At 67.7% G+C, this 21,094-nt stretch carries 13 protein-coding genes and 1 pseudogene; 6 read left to right on the top strand and 8 right to left on the bottom strand.

The window, feature by feature from the left end:
• Position 1: 1 nt before the first annotated feature.
• On the top strand, positions 2 to 655 hold the full coding sequence (locus ON39_RS15455) for a DUF305 domain-containing protein (protein ID WP_040734751.1): 654 nt from the start codon (positions 2 to 4) through the stop codon (positions 653 to 655).
• Positions 656 to 994: 339 nt separating this feature from the next.
• Here the strand turns inward: ON39_RS15455 and ON39_RS15450 are convergent, their stop codons facing one another.
• From ON39_RS15450 to ON39_RS45915, 4 genes are all read right to left on the bottom strand, one after another.
• Positions 995 to 1,558 carry a hypothetical protein gene (locus tag ON39_RS15450; RefSeq protein WP_146250976.1) on the bottom strand — a complete coding sequence of 188 codons (564 nt, stop codon included), beginning with the start codon at positions 1,556 to 1,558 and terminating at the stop codon, positions 995 to 997.
• A 407-nt stretch (positions 1,559 to 1,965) separates the two neighbouring features.
• Entirely contained in the window at positions 1,966 to 3,033 is a 1,068-nt protein-coding gene (locus tag ON39_RS15445) for a cobalamin-independent methionine synthase II family protein (protein ID WP_040734750.1), read from the bottom strand.
• A 468-nt stretch (positions 3,034 to 3,501) separates the two neighbouring features.
• Complete coding sequence (locus ON39_RS15440) at positions 3,502 to 5,148, bottom strand: MFS transporter (RefSeq protein WP_051186657.1); 1,647 nt, start codon at positions 5,146 to 5,148, stop codon at positions 3,502 to 3,504.
• Between the two features lie 546 nt (positions 5,149 to 5,694).
• Positions 5,695 to 6,420 carry a helix-turn-helix domain-containing protein gene (locus tag ON39_RS45915; protein WP_051186656.1) on the bottom strand — a complete coding sequence of 242 codons (726 nt, stop codon included), beginning with the start codon at positions 6,418 to 6,420 and terminating at the stop codon, positions 5,695 to 5,697.
• A 518-nt stretch (positions 6,421 to 6,938) separates the two neighbouring features.
• On the opposite strand from ON39_RS45915, the gene ON39_RS15430 reads away from it, so the two are divergent.
• Genes ON39_RS15430 through ON39_RS15410 form a run of 5 tightly spaced genes read left to right on the top strand, consistent with a single transcriptional unit; the run spans position 6,939 to position 17,475 of the window.
• Positions 6,939 to 7,964, top strand: coding sequence for a DUF1702 family protein (locus ON39_RS15430; RefSeq protein ID WP_083894469.1), 1,026 nt, complete (start codon positions 6,939 to 6,941; stop codon positions 7,962 to 7,964).
• Positions 7,961 to 9,934: a CRTAC1 family protein gene (locus tag ON39_RS15425; protein ID WP_246002598.1), complete on the top strand. Its 1,974-nt coding sequence runs from the start codon at positions 7,961 to 7,963 to the stop codon at positions 9,932 to 9,934. The genes ON39_RS15430 and ON39_RS15425 overlap by 4 nt, the downstream gene beginning before the upstream one ends.
• Positions 9,931 to 11,094, top strand: coding sequence for an enediyne biosynthesis protein (locus tag ON39_RS15420; RefSeq protein WP_211336215.1), 1,164 nt, complete (start codon positions 9,931 to 9,933; stop codon positions 11,092 to 11,094). Before ON39_RS15425 ends, ON39_RS15420 begins: the two co-directional genes overlap by 4 nt.
• Positions 11,095 to 11,097: 3 nt before the next feature.
• The gene (locus ON39_RS15415) at positions 11,098 to 16,992 is read left to right on the top strand and encodes a type I polyketide synthase (RefSeq protein ID WP_085998191.1); all 5,895 of its coding nucleotides are present in this window, start codon (positions 11,098 to 11,100) and stop codon (positions 16,990 to 16,992) included.
• Positions 16,993 to 16,995: 3 nt separating this feature from the next.
• Positions 16,996 to 17,475 carry an acyl-CoA thioesterase gene (locus ON39_RS15410; protein ID WP_040734748.1) on the top strand — a complete coding sequence of 160 codons (480 nt, stop codon included), beginning with the start codon at positions 16,996 to 16,998 and terminating at the stop codon, positions 17,473 to 17,475.
• 11 nt (positions 17,476 to 17,486) lie between these two features.
• Here the strand turns inward: ON39_RS15410 and ON39_RS15405 are convergent, their stop codons facing one another.
• From ON39_RS15405 to ON39_RS15390, 4 genes and pseudogenes are all read right to left on the bottom strand, one after another.
• Positions 17,487 to 18,173: a winged helix-turn-helix transcriptional regulator gene (locus ON39_RS15405; protein ID WP_040734747.1), complete on the bottom strand. Its 687-nt coding sequence runs from the start codon at positions 18,171 to 18,173 to the stop codon at positions 17,487 to 17,489.
• A gap of 387 nt (positions 18,174 to 18,560) precedes the next feature.
• Positions 18,561 to 19,475 (bottom strand): homocysteine S-methyltransferase family protein, encoded by a 915-nt coding sequence (locus ON39_RS15400; RefSeq protein ID WP_040734746.1) that lies wholly within the window; start codon positions 19,473 to 19,475, stop codon positions 18,561 to 18,563.
• Positions 19,475 to 20,602, bottom strand: coding sequence for a trans-sulfuration enzyme family protein (locus tag ON39_RS15395; protein ID WP_040734745.1), 1,128 nt, complete (start codon positions 20,600 to 20,602; stop codon positions 19,475 to 19,477). Before ON39_RS15395 ends, ON39_RS15400 begins: the two co-directional genes overlap by 1 nt.
• A 5-nt stretch (positions 20,603 to 20,607) precedes the next feature.
• Positions 20,608 to 21,094, bottom strand: a pseudogene (locus ON39_RS15390) (class I SAM-dependent methyltransferase); the annotation flags it as partial.

Here is a 21,094-nt window from a genome sequence, read left to right as displayed (position 1 = left end):
CGTGCCACGCTGGATCCGCGGCGCGGCGCTCGCCTCCCTCGCCTTCGCCATGCTGGTGCTCGGCGCGGCGCTGCGCCCGCTGGTGCTGCCGGAGACGCACACGGCCACACCGATTCTCAACGCGGTCGAGCTCGGCTTCGTGCAGGACATGACCGCGCACCATCAGCAGGCGCTCATCATGGTGCAGCGCCTCGATCGCGGCGTCGACCCCGGCGTCGTGCGCCTGGCCGACCAGCTCGACGACACCCAGCGGCTCGAGATCGGCACCATGCTCGGCTGGTTGCGGCTGGCCAACGCCTCCCCGGTGCCCGCGCATCCGATGGCCTGGATGCACGCCGACACGCCGCCGCATGAGCATTCGGCGCCGGTCGCCCAGGTGGACCAGCGGGCGACCGGCACCGAGATGCCCGGCATGGCGACGATGGCCGAACTCGACGCGCTCGCCGCGGCTCGCGGCCGCGACGCCGAAATCCTGTTCCTACAGCTCATGTTTCGCCACCATCAGGGTGGAATCGCCATGGCGCAGGCCGCCGACCAGCTCCTCGCGTCCGGTCCGGTGAAGGAGACCGCCCGCTCGATGATCCACGCGCAGGGTCAGGAGGTCGGACTCATGGGCCTCCTGCTCACCCAGCGCGGGGCCGCGCCACTACCCTGACCAGCGCATTCGGTAGAGCCGCACCCATATGGCTCGAATGCGACAAGGCTCAGGTTCCAAAATAACCACCGTAATGGCGCATGCATCCGAATTTTTCGCGCAAACCCGCAGCAGATGCGTATTACTTATCGCCGAGCGGCAGTAGCGTCCTGCGTATGCCCTCTTCGGTGCGCAACGCACTCCCCCAATTGATAAGGCGCGGAAGGCGATTGACTCCCGCGCTGGCGGCCGTGTTCGGAACGCCGCGTTCCCGAAAGGGGCGGCCACCGGTTCGTACGGTCGCTCACGGCGTACTCGAACGGAGAAGAGTTCGACGACTGGATCCACCGGCGGGCCGGTTCAGGACTCTTCGGTGAAGCGGTACCAATTTCCGTGGAACGGTTCGTAGCCTATGCCGGAGGTGGGCGTGCCTATGTACGGCGGGGCGGCATTGGGGAAGTACGCGAATCCCCGCGACGAATTCGTTTCTGTCCCTTGAGTGTAGAAGAGGCAGCCGCCGTCGCGGCGGGTGATGAAGGTAATGGTGTAGACGCCGAGGCGGGTGCGGTGGCCGGGGTTGGCGCAGTCGGCGGCTTGGGTTTGCAGGATGTCGCGGGAGAGTTTCCAGCCCGTGGTCTCGGGGACGTTCTGCCAAACCAGGACAACGAAGACACCAATGATGACGGGGCTGATCAGGCTGTAGAAGAACGCGCGGTAGCGGAGCAGTCCGACCAGGCCGAACAGCAGCGCGACCGCGCCGAGCACACCGATCGCCAGCCACAGCACCACCTCGAGCGGAAAGGTGCCCTCGGCGGCGAGCTGCCAGAACAGCGCCAGACAGCACAGCAGGATCAGGGCGGTCAGTAGCCCCATCCAGAGAACGAACCAACTCGGCGTGCGGCGCGCGGTCGCGGTGCTGCTCACGGAGATCAACATACGGGCGAGTCACGGTCCGGGGCAGCGGAATCCGCCAACCCGGCCGGCGAACTCGCCCGGCACGCCGGAATATGCGAACGCCCCGGTCGAGGACCAGGGCGTTCGCACACTAACCGTTCATCGCTGCGTCACAGCGGCGGGAACCCGGAGGACCCGGTGGCCATCCAATTCCAGAACATCGCCGCACGATTGGCGAGCAACGCGACAACGTCGAGGACAACGCTTCCCATAAATCTTCCTCACATCCGACAATCTCCAGTGCAGCGCCCAGGGTAGTCGATCGGCGCGCCGCGGACCGCCGCAGGCAGAAGAGCGTCCGGGCCACTCGTGTGGGAAACGGCCGGGCGCGCTCGCCGAACACACCCAGCCGTCAAGTCCCCCCGCCGAGGCGGCGGTCAGCCGACGCCGAGTTCCGTGGACGCCGCCGCGGTGCCCTCGAGGCGTGCGCGAATCTTCGCGAACGCCGTCTCGCGGGACGTGGAGACGTCGTCGCCGAACGGCGAGAACCCGCAGTCGTCGCATGTTCCCAGCCGATCGGCCGGCAAGTACCGGGCGGCAGTGAGCACCCGGTCTCGGACCTGCTCGGGCGTCTCGGCCACCGGATCGATCGGATCGATCACCCCGACGAAGATCCTCGCCTCCCCCGGCAGGCGGTCGGCGATGACCCTCAGCACCCGATCGGGATCCGGCTCGCTGGCCAGTTGCACGTAGAACTGGCCGGCCCGGAGCCCGAACAGTTTCGGCAGCAGCTCTACGTAGTCGACGTCGAGGCTGTGGGTCGAATCCTGATCCCCGCCCGGGCAGGTGTGCACACCGATGCGTTGCCGCTCGTCGGATGTAAAGCGTTCGAGCACACGGTTGTTCAATGCGATGAACTGGTCGAGCAGGCCACCGGAGGGGTCGAGCTTGAGCGACAGCCGCCCCTCGGTGAAGTCGAGTTGGACCGAGTGGGCGCCGCCGTCGAGTGCGCCGCGAATGTCGGCTTCGGCGTTATCGACCAGATCGGCGAGAAACTGTTCTCTCGGGTACCCGTCGATGCCGTCGGCGGGGTACAGCAGGCTCACCGCGGAGGGCGCGATGACGGCCTGTTTAACCGGCGCGGTCGCGTATTTCCGGGCGGTCTGGAGATAGGTCGAGCTGAAGGTGCCGTAGCGGAATGGTCCGGCGGTGAGCCGCGGCAGCTGCCGGGTGTGGCCGTCCGCGAACGGGATCACCGCGCCATCGGGGCCCAGGTTCGACAACCCGTGCAACGGATACGTCGCAAAGCTGGGTTTGCTCTGTTCGCCGTCCGTGACGACCGGCGAGCCGAGCGCCTCCAATTGCGCGATGGTGTCCCGCACCGCGGAATCATAGAGCTCGGCCAGCGCGTCGTCGGTAATCCCGCCGGCCGCGTGCTCCTGCATACCATTCAACAACTGTGCCGGTCGTGGAATACTTCCAATTGGTTCGGTCGGTAATGACATGAGCGATCTCCCCTTCTCTACTCTGTCGGCCATATACCTTGTGAGACCGACGGATTGGACTTCTGCTGTCTGGAGAACGACGCGATGCGGAGCACGATGACCAGAAGGAACGGGCCGACTATTGTTCGGCATGACCCTCCGAGCGACCGCTATGGAAACTGCGGCAGCCAGTTCCAGAGATTACTACGGTGCCGCTACGCCAGTAGCGATATAGCTGTAACATCCACGGTCGCAACAACTTCCGGCATCAATCGAATCGCGAAGGCGGCGCGCCATCCCGCTGCGCCGGGCGCGCGCCGACCTCGACCACGTTCGCGATGCGATAAAGTCGTTCTCGCCGATCGCTGCGCGCCATGCCATTACGATTGACGAATATCATTGCACAGCAACAGCTCTCGCAATACACGGACAGTATTTTCACAGTCGACTACCCGGCGGCAGCCCGTGAAGCCGCCGAACCCGTCAGCCTCAGGCCACGCCCCGCAGCTCCTCGGCCGTGATCTCCTCCAGCGAGCGACGCCGCGTCTCCACCAGAAACGCGATGCCCGCGGCGGCCGCGATCGTCATGGGCACGGCACTGATCAGCGCGGTCATCGAGATCGAGGGCGTCGCGACCGCGAGCACCACCAGCGCGATCACGATGATGCCGCCGGCCTTGCTCATGCCGGCCGCCAAACCCGTGCCGCGGGAACGTATTCGAGTGGGATAGGCCTCGGCGCCGTAGGCGACGAGAACCGCGACCACCGAGCTGGCGCCCCAGATCGGCGGAATGAGCAGCGCGTACAGCAGTACCTTGTTGTCCGCGACGCCGTCACCGACGGCGACGAAACCGAACAGCGAGATCGCGAGCAGCGCGCTGAGCACCACCATCGTCCACTTGGACGAGCGGTGATAACAGTAGGCGACAAGGAAATTGAGCGGGAAGCCGATCAGCGCCGAGTCGCGCAGGATCTGATCCGCCGAGACGCCGCTGAACCCGAGCTGGCGCAGGTTGCTCGGCAGCCAGAGCTGGAAGCCGTAGACGACCAGCCCGACGCCGAGACCGACCAGTACGAGCACGGCGGTGATGCCGCCGAACGGCGCCTGGATGAGTCGGCGGTAGCCGCCCGTGAAGCCGGATTCCACTGCGAGCTCGGATTTTTCGACCGGGGTGATGGACGCGTTGTAGACGCGCAGCACCTGCTCGGCCTCTCGCCGGCGGCCGAGCGCGAGCAGGAAGCGCGGCGACTCCGGTATCCATCGGGTGAGCAGAATGGTCAGCAATCCGGTCGGGAAGCCGATCAGCCACATCACCCGCCACCCGTAGGTGTCGCCGATGGTGGCGGACAGCCAGCTGGTGATGGCGTAGGCGCCCGCGATATCGCCGCCGATCAACACCATCATCCAGCCGCGGTGGCGGGCCGGTATCGTCTCGGCGAGCAGCGTGAACGCGATCGGCAGCATGCCGCCCGCGCTCATCCCCATGATCAGGCACATCACCAGGTTCAGCTCGAAACTCGGCATCGCCCCGCAGATCGAGGTGGCCACGAAAAAGACTCCTGCCAGCAGAATCGCCGCCTTACGGCCGATTCGATCACCGAGCCAGCCCCAGAGGAACGAGCCGAGCACCGTGCCGGTGATGCCGGCCAGCGGCAGCAGCGCGGCCGGGAGTCCGCCGCCCGGATTCGCGGCGGTGCGCAGGTCGTACTCCTTGGCGACGCCGGGCACGACGAACGCCAGCGTGGTCGGCTTCATGACGTCGATCGTGATGGCCGCGGCCACCACCAGCAGCAGGAGCACGTGCACCCGGTTGATCGGCGCGTCGTCGAGCGCCCGGACCCGCAGGTCGGCGACCTCTTCCCGGTGTGCGCCAACGGGAACCAGGCCGTAGGCGGTGACGACGAGGCCGACGACGATCAACGCCATGCCCACGGTCATCGCGGTGTCCATGGGCATGTCGGCCATGTGATAGCCCATGTGCCTGGACTCCCAGTACATCGGGAAGTGCAGCGCGGTACCGAGACTCGTCGCGGCGAGCCCGATCCAGAAGGCGCGGGTGCGCCGACGGATCGGCGCTCGGCGAGATCCACCGTCGAGCTTCTCGATCGATGCACCGGGATGTCGTTGGCTACACACAGATATCTCCGTTCTGACCGCTCCTGGACGGTGGGCGATGCGCACGACGAGTCCGCGGCTCGGCCTCGGTGTCGGCGGCGACGCCGTCCGCGCGGGCGGACGACTGCTCGGCGCCGGTCATGACATGCCCATGGAATACGGGTTTCGGACGCGAATGATGTTCGTACGCAACGAGTTAGGGGTCAAAGTCCACGGGGCGCTGCTGCTCGCGATCATTCGACGCCCGCGTCCAGGTCGTAGTAACGATACTCCCGGCTCACCGCCCGTGTTCACGGTTTGCGCTGTCTCCCAGGCAATTTGGGAGCAGATTGCATTATCCCGGCAGGCGTAGGCTTACCTCACCGCACAAGCGGTCTGTTTACGTTGTCCCATAAGGGCATTCACCCAGCGACGCCGATCGACGTCGAAAGCGTCTCATGCAGTGGGTGGTTCGAGCCGGTCTCGTCGTGCAGAGCCTGCGCGGTGTGCACACGGATTGGTCCCATCATGGCCGAACGGCCACGCGCCCCGCGATAGTGCTGATATCATTCCACGACGGTCCGGTATTCAAGGCTGCGGCAAGGCCAGCAGGAAAGGTGGAGTCCGGATCGTCAATTCACTCAATGTGATGCCTATTTCTAGTCGATCGTTTTCACGTAATCGGAACTCGCAGATTCCCGTGCGGACGTCGCGGGTGATCCGGCGATTGATCTCGTCGCGAACGCTCGATACCGAGATCGCCCGGGCGATCCATTTGCCGGGGGGTAAGCAGCCCATACTGAACGTCCCCTGGTTGGGAACGACGAGTAATGCGACGGCCGATGTCAGCGGGTTTGCCGCCGAGAAGATGCTCATATATCTGCGGCACATCGGAGCCGCGCCCGGATCAAGTAATTTGCCGCGCAGTAACGGCGTGCTGGATTCTCTGCCACAGTCCGCGTGCTGCTCGGACCAGCGCAACGGAACCTGCTCGCCACGGACGTAGCGGCGATACTGCGACGGACTCAATCCGACGGCTTTGGTGAACTGCGACGTGAATGTCCCATAACTGAGATATCCGACGGTATAGGATATGTCGGAGACCTTCATCGAGGTGGATGCCAATAACTTCTTGCTGCGCGCCAGGCGGATCGCGGCGAGAAACCGGACCGGGGACCAGCTGGTTTCGGCGCGGAACCGCCTGACGAAGTAGAACTTGCTGCATTGTGCGACGTCGGCGAGGTCATCGAGAGTAACCTGCTGCCCACAGTTTTCCCACATGTACTTGATGCTGTCAGCGATATGATCGGACACGAACTCTCCAAACTCACAACAATCCAGGATGCCTGAGCCGGTGGCAGCAGAAGTACCCTTCGCAGTCGTTCGACCGTGAATTAGCTGCGAAATAGCGACTGTGCTCGAGCAACGATACGCGCCGCTGCCGCTGATGTGGAACTGACCGGCCGCCTCTGGCACCGAGGTGGAACCATTCAGATGTCGCTGCCAAGGCCGCACGCCATTACGAAAATGTCAGGGGCCCTTCGGCTGCGGGATGAACGCTTAAGTGAAGCCGTCGATTCCGCAGGGGAGGTTGCAACTCTCCTCGGTACCCCCTTCCCCCGTAGCCCCGGAGCCCCGACGCAAGCCCCATAGCCCCGATGCAGCGAGACACGCGAAGGGAGTGCCCGACGGTGACTCACTTCGCCACCGCGATTGATTGATGCAACTGGACGGTAGAATACTTCTATTTCGTAGATTGAGCAACGAGGAAGAAGCCCCAGACGCGCTCAGATGGCAACCTAGAGTGCAGGTTCCGTGAAGGAGGGCTTCAGATGGTCTCCGCATTGGGAGTGCTGCGCCGAAAGATCTTCACACCGAACGCGCGGCAGGCATCGCTGAAGGTTCGCGGCTTTCCCGCTCGCAATCCACACGCCGCGGCATGCCTCGAGACGGCAGGCGCGACGTTCCTCGAGGGATTCGGTGTCGCCGCCGAGCGCGGCACGGCGGCGGAGGCGGCCGCGGTGTTGTCCGAAATAGAAAGCAACCGAAGAGGTTTCGCGTTCGAAGGCGCCGCGATGGCGCTGGCGATCCGCGACGGGCTGCCGATCGGCCACAACCATCACGTGGCCGACTTCATCACGGCGGCCGGTGAACACCTCTACATGATCTATGTCGGCGTCGGCTGGGCATTGGCCAGACTGCCGCGGCCGCTGCACCGTGCGGCGCTGACCGGCACCACCGATCCGGTGCTGTTGTGGCTTGCGTTGGACGGCTACGGATTTCACCAGGCCTATTTCCATACCGATCGCTACGTAAAACAGCAGTATGTCGATTCCGCCCCGCCGATCGTGACGACGCGGCACCCGGATTACGTGCCCCACGCGATCGATCAGGGCATCGGGCGCGCGCTGTGGTTCGTCTCCGGCGCCGATCCCGCGGCCGCGTGCACGATGATCAACGGCTTCGCGCCGGACCGGCGCGCGGACCTGTTCGCCGGACTCGGCCTGGCGGCGACCTACGCCGGCGGCGCCACCGAGAGCGAGCTCGCCGCGCTGCGCGACCAGTCCGCGGCCTACCGCGAGCACATCGGCCAGGGCGCGACATTCGCCGCCGAGGCACGGTCCCGCGCCCGCGTCGTGCAACCCGGCACCGCGACGGCATTAGCGATTCTCACTGGTCAGCGGGTCGAGGACGCGTCCTCGCTCGCGATAGAGACCCGGCCCGCGGAGGCGACGATCGACGGCCGCGCCGGCTTCGAGGTCTGGCGCGAACGCATCCGGCGACGGTGCCTGACCGCGCAACCCCACGACCCGCCCATTTCATCGGACACGGAAACTACCGCAAAGGCAGAATCATGAAAGCCCGAATGAAAGCCCTCGCGCCGACGATCGGCGCGGTGGCGTTGCTGGCATCCGCCTTTCTGGTGGCGCAGGCCCAGGTCGCCACCGATGATCCGGCCGACGTGGCGCGGGACTACAAGCTCGAGTCCATGGCGATAGCCATGCCCCCCGGATACGACCAGGTGCCGACGAAAACCGTGCGCGAGGTGAACCCGGACTATCAGAACATCCGCTCCTGGATCTCCTCGGTCGGCGCCTCGATCGCGATCAACGATCTGGTCGGACACGGGCGCTCCGACGGCATGTGCCTGGTCGACACCCGGACCGACTCGGTGATCGTGACCTACACCCCGACCGCGCCGCAGGCGGACCGCTTCACGCCGTTCGCGCTCCGGCCGGACCCGATCACCATGGATCCGACGATGGCGCCGATGGGTTGTGCCCCAGGCGATTTCAACGGTGACGGCGGAATGGACCTGCTCGTCTACTACTGGGGACGAACACCGATCATGTTCCTGCACCGCGGCGAGGCAGCCGGTCCGGCGCCGGCCTACACCCCGGTCGAGGTGATCCCCTCCGGCGACAACGGAGATCAGTACCACGGCGAGCGCTGGAACACCAACGCCGTCTCGATCGCCGACTTCGACGGTGACGGACATCCCGACATCGTCTTCGGAAACTATTTCCCGAATTCCGGCGTCCTCGATCCGAACGGTCATCCAGATGTCGTCATGAACGACTCGATGTCGAATGCGAAAAACGCCGCGGGCGAGCGAGTATTCCGGTGGATCGGCAACGACCCGTCCGGCCGTCCGCGATACGCCGAACAGAAGGACGCGATTCCGGTAGGCGTCTCCACCGGCTGGACGTTGGCGATCGGCGCGGGCGATCTGACCAGCGATCTGCTTCCCGAACTCTATGTCGGCAACGACTTCGGCCACGACCATCTGCTGTACAACCAGTCGACGCCGGGCGCCATCCGATTCACCACGGCGACCGGTAACCGAACCTGGACCGACCCCAAGTCCTTCGTTCTCGGTAACGACTCCTTCAAAGGCATGGGCGTCGATTTCGCCGATATGTACAATCGCGGAAAATTCGACATGCTGGTCAGCAATATCACCACCGCGTGGGGAATTCAGGAAAGCAATTTCGTCTGGCGCAACGATACGTCCGCACCCGACGCCATGCGGAACGAGCTCGCCGCCGGCCACGCGCCGTTCTCGCAGCAGGCGCAGCAACTCGGGCTGGCGTGGACCGGCTGGGGCTGGGACATGAAGGCCGCCGACCTGCGCAACTCCGGGACCCTGAACGTGCTGCAGACCGCCGGATTCGTCAAGGGCGACGGCGGCAACCGGTGGCCCTGGCTGCAGGAGCTCGCGACCACCAACGACGTCATACTCCACGACCCCGGCATGTGGCCGCGGGTGATCCCCGGCGACGACATCGCGGGCGGGCACCCGATGGCGCTGTACGCCAAGGGCGGCGACGGCAAGTACGTCGACATCACCGCGCAGGCCGGGACCGACGCGGCGATACCGACGCGCGGGGTGGCCATCGGCGACACCACCGGCACCGGCGTCCTCGATTTCGCCGTCGCCCGCCAGTGGGGACCGCCCGCGTTCTTCGCGAATCAGTCTCCGGGCCTGGGCAATTCGCTGGAACTGCGGCTGTATCGACCGGCGCAATCGGCCACCGGAAAGGCGACCGTCGGGCAGCCCGCCTACAACGCGGCCGTCACCGTGCGCACCGCCGACGGCCGGACCACGCGCAGCCAGCTCGACGGCGGCAGCGGGCACAGCGGCAAACGCAGCTTCGACGTCCACTTCGGGCTCGGCGACGCCCGCACCCCGGTCTCCGCCGACATCGAGTGGCTCGACACCGCCGGTGTCCCACACCACCAGACACTGCAGCTGGCGCCCGGCACGCACGCGCTGATGCTGACCGACAAGGCCACCGAAATCACCGAGGGGATCACCGCGCCATGACTCTGCTCAATTGGAAACGAACCCCGCGCGCCCGGCGATCCGCCACCAACGGCGCGCCACCCACCAACGGCGCACCGTCCGCCAATGGCGCACCACCCACCAACGGCGCACCGTCCGTCAATGGCACACCGTCCACGAACGGCGCCCCCACGACCAACGGCGCACCGTCCACCACCAACGGCGCGCCGCCCAGCAATAAACAGCCCGCCGCACCCGTAAAAGACGTGCGATACCTCGCCCTGCGCAATTTCGCCGTCTCGCTCACCGTCCTCAATATCATCGGCTACACCCTGCTCGGCTTCGAACAGCCGCCGCTGTGGCCCATTCTGGCGGTGGCGACGGCCTACGTGACCGACCTCGTTTTCGAGTCCATCGCCGCGTGGTCGCGCGACACCACACCGCGATTCCTGGGTAATGGCGCCCGCGGCGTGTACGAATTCCTGCTGCCGGCCCACATCACCGCCATCGCGGTGAATATGCTGCTCTACGCCAACAATCAATTCTGGCCGGTGCTGTTCGCCGTGGTCGCCGCGATCACCAGCAAATACGTTTTCCAGGCTCCGTTCGGCGGCCGGATGCGCCATTTCATGAACCCGTCCAATTTCGGGATAACGATGGCGCTGCTGTTCTTCAGCACCTGGATCAGCATCGCGCCGCCCTACGAATTCGGCGAGAACATCAACACGATGTTCCGAATCGCGGTCCCGCTCGTGCTCCTCGTGGCGGGTTCGGTGATCAACGCCACCCTCGTCGGCCGGATACCGCTGATCGTCGGCTGGCTCGGTGGCTTCGTGATCCAGGCCATCGTCCGGCACGCGGTGTTCGACGTCGCCCTGGTCGCCGCGCTCGGCACCATGACCGGCACCGCGTTCATCCTGTTCACCAACTACATGATCACCGACCCCGGCACCACGCCGTTCCCGGCCCGGCGCCAGTTCATGTTCGGCGCCGCGACCGCGACCGTGTACGGACTGATGATGGCCGTCAACATCGTGTACACGTTGTTCTTCGCCCTCACGCTCGTCTGCGCGATCCGCGGGATCTACGCCTGGCTCTCGACCTGGGCCAAGGCCGCCCGGCACCGGGCCGAGGAACGCCGGAGCGCGGAGCAACTCCCGGTGCTGTCCCCCGCCCCGCTACCCACGACGCAGCGAGCATGACCGATGGCTGGACTTGCGATCGTAGGCATGGCGTGCCGGTTTCCGGACGCCGCGAACCCGGCTCAACTGTGGGACAACGTCCTCGCCCGCAGGCGCGCGTTCCGGCCGATCCCCGCCGCCCGGTTGAACCCGGCCGACTATTACGCGAGTGACCCCGCGGCGGCCGACCGCCACTACGCGACGCACTCGGCGGTCATCGAGGGCTGGACGTTCGATCGGGCCCGGCATCGGGTGGGCGCCAACACTTTCCGGTCCACCGATGTCGCCCACTGGCTCGCCTTGGACACCGCCGCGGCCGCGCTCGCCGACGCCGGCTTCCCGGCCGGAGAAGGCTTGGACCGCAGGCGAACCGGCGTCATCCTCGGCAACACGCTCACCGGCGATATGACGCGCGCGACGGGTATGCGGCTGCGTTGGCCGTACGTGCGTCGCACGTTGGCCGGCGCGCTGCACCGCAAAGGCTGGGCCGCGGCGGATATCGCCGAGTTCCTCGACGAGTACGAGGCGGACTACAAGGCGCCGTTCCCGGCGATCACCGAGGACACCCTGGCCGGCGGCCTGGCGAACACGATCGCCGGGCGCATCTGCAACCACTTCGATTTCGGCGGCGGCGGCTTCATCATCGATGGCGCCTGCTCGTCGTCGCTGCTATCGATCGCGCAGGCCGGCGACGCCCTGGTCGCCGGGCACATCGACGCCGCGGTGGTCGGCGGGGTCGACATCTCCATCGACCCGTTCGAACTGGTCGGCTTCGCGAAGACCGGCGCCCTGTCCACCTCGGAGATGCGCGTGTACGACGAACGCTCGAACGGCTTCTGGCCGGGCGAGGGCTGCGGAATCCTCGTGCTGCAGCGCCAAGAGGACGCGATCGCGCGGTGCGCGCGGATCTACGCGACCATCGCCGGCTGGGGCATCTCCTCGGACGGTCGTGGCGGAATCACCCGGCCCGAACGCAACGGCCACCTGCGGGCCATCGAACGCGCGTACCGCATGGCGGGTTTCGGCATCGACACGGTCGACTATCTCGAAGGCCACGGCGCGGGCACCGCGGTCGGCGACCGCACCGAGCTCGGCGTGTTCAACGCGGCCGTCGCCGCGCGCGACGCGGACCTGCCCCCGGTGGCGATCGGATCGATCAAGGCCAATATCGGCCACACGAAGGCGGCGGCCGGCATCGCGTCGCTCATCAAGACCACGCTCGCCGTGCACCACGGCACCATTCCGCCGATCACCGGCACCGACCGGGCCAATCCGGCGCTCACCGGCGGAGAGAGCCGACTTCGCTTGCCGGACAGGGCAATTCCATGGCCCGGCGAGGAACATCGGTCCACCGGTGTGCGGCCCCGGCGTGCCGGGGTCTCGTCGCTGGGCTTCGGCGGCATCAACGCCCATGTCGTGCTGGAGAGCCGACGGCCGGCCCGCGCGCTGTCGCGCACGGCCAGTACCCGTTTGGCGCGCAGCGCCCAGGATGCGGAGCTGTTCATCCTGTCGGCGGCGACACCGCTCGAGCTGGCGGACAGGCTACGCGCGGTCGCCGCGCTCGCGGCGCGCTGTTCGTTCGCCGAACTCGGCGATCTGGCCACCGAATTGACGCGCGTCGACTCGCGACTGCCGATCAAGGCGGCGGTGGTCGCCGCCGACCAGCGACAGGCCGCCGACCGGTTGACCGAGCTGGCCGAGGCCCTCGCGGCCGGCGAACGACATCGCTTCGCGCCCGGCGCCGGCCAATTCCTCGGCGCGGACATGGGCGCCGCCCCGCGCATCGGGCTGATGTTTCCCGGCCAGGGCGCGCCCGGCCACGGCGACGGCGGCGCGCCCGCTCGCCGCTTCGCCGTCGTCGCCGATCTGTACCAGCAGGTGGGCGTTCGCGCCGAGGGCAAGGCGACCGAGGAGGCGCAGCCGCGCATCGTGACGGCCTCCCTCGCCGGATTGCGCGTGCTCGACTCCGTCGGCATGAACGTCGTCGGCTGCGTCGGGCACAGCCTGGGCGAGTTGACCGCGCTCTACTGGGCGGGCGTGTTCGACGAGATCGAGCTCGTGCGCATCGCGGAGTTCCGCGGCAAGGCCATGCACGCCGCCGCCGTGGACGAACCCGGCACCATGGCGACGATCTTCGCGGCCGCCGACCAGGTCGCGACCCTGTTGAACGGCAGCCCCGTGGTGATCGCCGGCTACAACGGTCCGAAGCACACCGTGATCGCGGGCCCGACCAACGCCGTCGACGCGGCACTGGTGAGCGCGCGCGCAGCCGGACTGCAAGGCCGAAACCTGTTGGTGTCGCACGCTTTTCACTCACCGCTGGTCGGCCCGGCGGCCCACGCCTTCCGCCGCTACCTCGACGAGATCGAACTCGGCAACGTCAAGCGGACCGGCCTGTTCTCCACCGTCACCGCGGGCCCGCTGGAGCCCGGCTGCGCCGTCGCCGATCTGCTCGAGCGCCAGGTGCACACGCCGGTCCGGTTCGCCGCCGCGTTGTCCCAGCTCGCGGAGACCTGCGATCTGCTCGTCGAGGTCGGTCCCGGCGCGACGCTGTCGGCCCTCGCCGCCGATGTCTGCCCGGGTGTGCCGGTGGTCGCGATGGAGACCGACGGCGACTCCGTCGCCGGGATCCTGCGCACCCTCGCCGCCTGCTATGTCCTCGGCGCCCATCCGGACCTCGACGGTTTCGCCGCCGAACGCTTCAACCGGACGATCCCGCTCGACAAGCGGTTCGACTTCATCGAAAGCTTCTGTGAGAACGCGCCGAACGACTCCTTCCTCCCCCGAGCGCGGGCCATCGAGCACGGCGTAGCCGAGCAGGCCGACCCGCCCGATCCGGCCTGGGCCGAGGAGACCTCGTCCCTGCCGACCTTGCAGCGACTGATCGCCGAGCGCGTCGAACTCCCGCTCGAGGGCATCACCCCTGAAACCCGTCCGCTGGACGACCTGCATCTGAGCAGCATCACCATCACCCAATTGGTCTCCGACGCAATGAAATTGCTGGGGACCGAGATTCCGGCGCCGACCACCAACGTCGCCACGGCGACGATCGCGGAGCTCGCCGAGGCGATCGACGACCTCGCGCAGACGGCCCGCAGCGACGCGCCCGCGAAGGCGGCCGACGAGCTGACCGGCGTGGACATCTGGGTGCGGCCGTTCACCGTCGACCTGGTCCTCGCACCGATGCCGCCGGTCACCGACCGCGGCGACGAGCCGGGTCGGTGGCGGGTGTTCGCACCGCAGGACGATCCGTTCGCCGCGGCCCTGCGGCACCGGCTCGACACCGCCGGCCTCGGCGACGGGGTGATCCTGAGACTCGGTCCGGCGAACGCCGAATCAGTCGAAAACGCCGCCGAGCGTATGCTTTCCGCGGCTCGAGCGGCGATCGAGACCGGATCTCGCCTGGTCGTCGTCGACGACGGCAGAGACGCGGCCGCGCTGGCCAAGACGGTGCACCTGGAGGCGCCCGCCGTCCGCACGACCGTCGTCCACGTGACCGACGACCTGGCCCCCGAGCACTTCGCGCGACTGGCCTGCGCCGATATCGCCGCGACCACCACCTTCCGGGAAATCCACTACGATCGCGCGGGCAACCGCACCCAGCCGGTACTTCGCGAACTGCCGCTGGCCGCCGCCGATCTGCCGGTCGACGCGACCGATGTGGTCGTCGTGACCGGCGGGGTGCGTGGCATCGCCATCGAATGCGCTGTCGCGCTGGCCAGGCAGACGGAGTGCATGCTCGCGGTCATCGCGCGCAGCCCCGCCGACGATCCCGACATCGCCGCGAACATGGCGCGGCTGCGCGAATCCGGTGTCGCCGCACACTATTACACCGCCGACGTGACCGACCGGGAGCAGATCGCCGACGCGCTGGCCACGATCCGTCGCGAGCTCGGCGAGGTCACCGGCGTCCTGCACGGCGCGGGCGTCAACACCCCGGCGGCGATCGGCTCGCTGACCGGCGACCAGGTGGCGAGCACGATCGCCCCCAAGGTCGACGGCCTGCACAACCTGCTCGAGTCGCTCCGGCCGGCCGAGCTCCGGCTGGTCGTCGGCTTCGGCAGCATCATCGGCCGGGCCGGGCTGCGCGGGGAAGGGCATTACGCGGTCGCCAACGACTGGCTGCGCGGCGCCATCGATACCCTCGCCGACGAGCTGCCGACCTGCCGGTGCGTCACCATCGAGTGGTCGGTGTGGGCCGGAACGGGGATGGGCGAACGGCTCGGCGTGCTGGATTCCCTTGTGCGCGAAGGCATCGAGCCGATCCCGACCGACCTGGGGGTCGAGCTCATGCTCGATCTGCTCCGCACGCCCGCGTGCCCGAGCAGTGTGGTCGTGATCGGCAGGACCGGCGGCCTGCCCACGCTCCGATTCGACGAGGTCGAGCTGCCACTGCTGCGTTTCCTGGAGCGTCCGCGCCTGCATGTCCCCCGGATCGAGCTGCTCGCCGACGCCGACCTGTCGACGGCGACCGACCCCTACCTCGCCGATCATCGATTCTCCCGCGACGCGCTGTTCCCCGCGGTGATGGGAATGGAGGCGATGGCGCAGGCGGCCACCGCGCTGTTCGGCGAGCAGCACCCGGTGCAGCTGCACGATCTCGAGTTCCTCCGGCCGATCGTCGCGGCACCGGACGGCGTCACGACGATCCGGGTCGCCGCCCTGCGATCCGGCGACAGCGTCCGGGTGGCGATCCGGTCGAATACCACCGCATTTCAGATCGACCATTTCCGCGGCGTCTGCCGGCAGGCCCGGCAGCGCACCGACGGGGCGGCGGTCGGCGCGGCCCCCGCCGTACCGGCATCGGCGACCGAGCCGCTGCGGCGACTCGTCGAGTTCGCGCACACCGCCGCCACGGCGACCACCGGACTCGGCCTGGCCGTCGACACCGACTTCTACGACCGAATCATGTTCCACGGACCCATGTTTCGCTCGGTGGAGGACTACCATCACCTTTCCGCCCGGCAGTGCGTTGCCCGGATCCGCGTCGGCGACGAACGCTGGTTCTCCCCGATGCTGCCGCAGTCGCTCGTGCTGGACGACCCGGCGGCGCGCGACGCGTTCATGCACGCCATCCAGGTCTGCGTGCCCGACTCGACGCTGCTGCCGTCCAAAGTGGCTCGCGTGCTGTCTCTTCCGGTCGCGCCCGGCGTCCGGACGGTCGTGCTGGCCGCGCGCGAACGGTCCCACGAACAGTCGACCTACATCTACGACGTCATCGTGCGCGACGAGAGCGGCGCGGTCGTCGCGATCTGGGAGGCGCTCGAACTCACCGCCGTCGCACCGATCGCGGCGTCGTCCGGGTGGACGCCGGAGTTGCTCGGTCCACACCTGCAGCGGCGACTCGATTCCTTGCTGTCCTGGCCGGTTCAGCTGGCGATCGTGCGCGACCGGCCGACGCCCGTCGCCGAGCCCGACCTGCGTATCTCGGATCGTCGTGCGGCGAGCAGGCACGCGCTGACCGCCGCACTCGGCCGCGCGGCGGCCGTTAGATACCGGCCCGACGGGCGCCCGGAGATACCGGACGGACACGCGAGCTTCGCCCACGGCGCCGGGCTCACCGTCGCCGTGGTCGCCCCCTGCCCGGTCGGCTGCGATCTCGAGCCGGTCCGCGAGCGCACACCGGCGCAGTGGGCCGACCTGCTGGGCAGCTCGGGTGTCGCGCTAGCACGGCTGTGCGGCGAGGCCGCGGGCGAGTCGTTCGATACCGCCGCGACCCGGGTCTGGAGCGCGCGCGAGGCGGTGACCAAACTCGGAAGCACGGTCACCAGAGCGCGATTGACCCTGGACGACCGTTCCGCCGCGGGCGGATGGCTGGCCCTGCGGCACGGCAGCGAGGTGGTCTGGTCCTTCAGCACCACCGTGACATCACCGGTCGCCCCGCAGCCGATCGTGTTCTCGGTGACCGAGAAAGGTTGAGACGTGCGCTCTTACGAAATCTCCCACACCGTCGGCTTCGAGGAGACCAACCTCGTCGGCAACGTCTACTTCGTGCACTACTTTCGCTGGCAGGGGCGCTGCCGGGAGATGTTTCTGATGGAGCACGCGCCCGACGTGCTCGACGAGATACACCGGGATCTCAAGCTTTTCACGATCAAATGCGAGTGCGAGTACTTCGCCGAACTGACCGCGTTCCAACGCCTCACCATCCGGATGACCCTGGTCGACCTCACGCAGACGCAGATCGAGTTCGAGTTCGCCTTCCTCGACGTCGGCGACCAGACCGGGGCCGAGCACCTGGTGGCGCGCGGTCGGCAACGAGTCGCGTGTATGCGCGGCAATGGAACACGGGTCGAGCCGACCCGGGTCCCCGAGAGCCTGCGTCGCGCGCTCGAGCCCTACGCCGAGCCCGGCCACCTGGGAAACGACATGCGCGCCCTCGCCGGCCGCAGGGCCGACTGAACCATGGCCGATCAGCTGACGGCGGCCGCCTGCGTCGTCGAGGTGAGCTCGAGGTCGAGCAAGGTGAGGCAGCGCGACAGCGCGGTGGAATCACCGCTGACCGTCAGATTGCCGGACAGCATCGCGTCGAGGATGCCGACCTGCTCGGTGCCGATGCGGATGAAGGTCTCCGGGTCGCAGGTGACGACGAGCGCCGGTTCCTCCGGCGGAGACCCGTCGACCACGCGAGCGGTGTGGTTCTCGCACAGCACATGGAACAGCTCGTCGCCGATGCGGAACTCGTACGCCTCGTCCACCTCGGGCGGTGGCCCGACGGTGATCATCGCCTCCAGCGCCAATCGTCCCCACTCGGCCCGGACGAGTCCGTCCTGTTCGTAGGAGGAGATGTGGGACAGGCCCCACGACGCCAAGCCGATGATCACCGGCCGCAGCGCCTCACCGCTGGGCGTCAGCCGGTACTGGACACCGCGGCCGTCACCGGAGACGGCCTCGCGCTGGATCACCCCGTGTTCGGTGAGCATCTGCAATCGCGCCGCGAGCAGGTTCGGCCCGATGCCGACCAGCGTCTCCTCGAGCAGTTGGTTGTATCGCTTCGGACCTGTCATGAGATCGCGAATTATCAGCAGGGTCCAGCGCTCGCCGACCAAATCCAGCGCGGCCGCGACTGCGCACAGCTGCGCGTATCGCTTCGTTCCCATGTGAGCACCTCTGGTCTCAGGTCACTACAACTTAACTAGTGACATAGATACTACGTTAAGTGTTTCCCTTCGCGAGCCGCGGCTAACCTACCGACGGTCAGTATCTTTCGAGCTAACGGTCCGGCAGCGGCGGCGCAGAACCCCGCCACGCGAACCGGACCATCTGGAAATAACGCTGCGACGCGGGGAGGTGGTGGCAACCCGCCCAGCCAGGCCGAACTCCGCCCTGGTTGCGGCGCCACCCATGGACGGGTTGATCACGCGTCGCCCGACAGCCTGCAGCACATCTTCGCCATGTTGGTATTCGAAACTATAGCGATCTGTCCTGAGTCTACTCCCGCAACGGACCGCCGAGGATCGAGCCGATGTCTCGGTCGCACACCGAACTCACGACGCCACCGCCGCACTCTTCAATCGACTCGCCGCCGCGAGGTGAGCCGGCGACGTGCCGCAACATCCGCCGATGATGTCCAGGCCGTAGTCGGCGCACCACCGCGCGGCCAGTTCCGCGAACTCCTCGGGAGTCAACCCCGGCGGCACGAAGCGATCGACGTGTTCGCGGGCCACCAGGCCGGTCCTGTCCTCGATGTTCGGATAGGCGCCGATCAACCCCGCCCGGCCGCGGCAGAGCACCTTCAGCGCCACCTCCGTGCCGCGCAGCGAGGTGCAGTTGACGAGAACGGCCTCGGCGCCGTCGCGCTGCACCGCGTGGACCGCGCCGGTCACCGGCTCCCCGGACAGCAGCGTCGCGTCGTCCGCGCAGACGAACGACACCCAGGCCCGCCCGCCCGCGGCGAGCACCTGCTCCAGCGCGATCCTGGCCTCCCGGATGGTGTTCATCGTCTCGATCAGGAACAGGTCCACCCCGGCCCGCGAGAGCTCGCGCACCATCCAGCCGTGCTCGGCGCGCAGTTCCTCGTCGGAGGGCACCAGATCCGGCCGATAGCAGTCTTCGACGGGGGCGATCGAGCCGGCGATCCGCGCGTCGAGCCTGCGGGCGTTCTTGCGCGCGGCGCCGGCCACGCCCACGGCCGCGTGCACCATCCACGCGAGGCCACGGTCGTCGAGCTTGGTTTGCCGCAGGGCGCGCAGGTTCGCGCGGAAGGTGTTCGCGGTGATCACCTGCGCGCCCGCGGCGAGATACGCCTCGTGCACCGACTGGAGCACCCCGCGATTCGCGTCCGTGAGCAGGGCCCCGGTCGTCCACCACGGCGGGCGCACCGACAACCCGGCGCGTTGCAACTCACTCGCGTTGCCGCCGTCGAGCAGCAGGACTCTCTGGTTATCAAGGGAATTCGTCATCAGTCACCTTCCAGCGCAGTCGTCAGATCCTCGAGGAGATCGGCCGGGTCCTCGATCCCGACCGAGAGCCGAATGAGGTCATCGGTGATTCCGGCCGCGTGCCTGACCGCGCGCGGTATCGGTCGGTGCGTCATCAGCGCCGGGCACTCGATCAGCGACCGCACGCCGCCGAGGCTCACCGCGCAGGCGAACAATCGCGTTCTCGCCATGAGCTTTTCGGGGTCGCCGCGGTAGCGGAAGCTGACGATCGAGCCGGGGCCCGACATCTGGCGATCGGCCAGGCGATGCTGGGGATGCGACGGCAGGCCGGGGTAGCGCACGTCGGTGACGGCGGGATGGTCGCGCAACTCCTCGGCGATCGAGCGCGCGGTGGCGGTCTGGCGGGTGACGCGCAACGACAGCGTCTTCACGCCGCGGTGCACCAGATAGCAGTCCAGGCCGCCGGGTACGCCGCCGGTCACCGTCCGGTGGTCGACGAAGCCGGCGTGCAGATCCTCGTCGTCGCACACCAGCGCGCCGCCGAGCACGTCGGCGTGGCCCGCGATGAATTTGGTTGTGCTGTAAAGGCTTACGTCCGCACCGAGATCCAGGGGGCGTTGCAGGGCCGGGCTGGCGAAGGTGTTGTCGACCACCACCACCGCGCCCCGCGCGTGGGCCAACCGGCTGACCTCGGCCACGTCGGTGATCTTCAGCAGCGGGTTGCTCGGCGTCTCCACCCACACCATCGCGGTGTCCGCCGCCAGCGCGCGCCGCGCCTCGGCCGGATCGCTCAGATCCGCGTAGTCGACGCGGATCCCGTAGCGACCCAGCGTCGAGAACAAGGCGTAGGTACCGCCGTACACGTCGTCGGAGGACACCACCCGCTGTCCGGACGACAGGCCGGCCAGCATCGTCGTCGCGGCCGCCTGTCCGGAGGAGAAGACCGCGCAGCATCGCGCGTCCTCCAGCGAGGCCAGACACTCCTCCAGGGCCTCCCTGGTGGGGTTCTCGCCACGAGAGTAGAACAGCCGCAACGGTTCCTGCGCGAAGCGGTCGTAGGTGGTGGCGACGTGGATCGGCGGCACGACGTCGCCGGTGCCGGGCGACGGGCGCTGGCCACTGTGCACGAGCCTGGTATCGAAGCGCATGACGATCAGCCGACCGGCGCGACGGCCCGCAGCAGCAAGGTCTTGCTCGGCAGGGCGACCTGCCCGCCGGACGTGTGGTAGGGCGCGACGGCCTCGCCCACCGCCGCCCAGGTCTCCGGATCGTCGGCGCTGCCGAACTTCTCCCGCAGCATGGTCTTCAGGCCGGGCGGGATGACGACCTTGCTGAATTCGATGTAGCGCCGGGGGGATTCGAGCACGAACGGAGCCTCGAAGGAGCTCACCTCGGTGTCGCCGAAACCGGCCTCGGCCAATTCGGCGGTGACCACGTCCGGGTCGCCCATGCTGAACGGCCCCGGCGCCCCCGGCGGCGCGGGCGGCAACTCTAGCCGTCTACTGAGCACCTGGAAACTGAGGGACATCATGGGCGCCACCGACCCCGGACCGGCCCACACAGCGGCGGCGAGCACACCACCCGGTGCCAGCACCCGCGCCAACGTCCGGAACATCTCGACGCGATCGACCGCGAACATC

The organism is Nocardia tenerifensis NBRC 101015, from assembly GCF_000308715.1.
GTDB lineage: Bacteria > Actinomycetota > Actinomycetes > Mycobacteriales > Mycobacteriaceae > Nocardia > Nocardia tenerifensis.
Note: the sequence above shows the minus strand (reverse complement) of the source record. Positions and strands in the feature narration are given on the sequence as shown.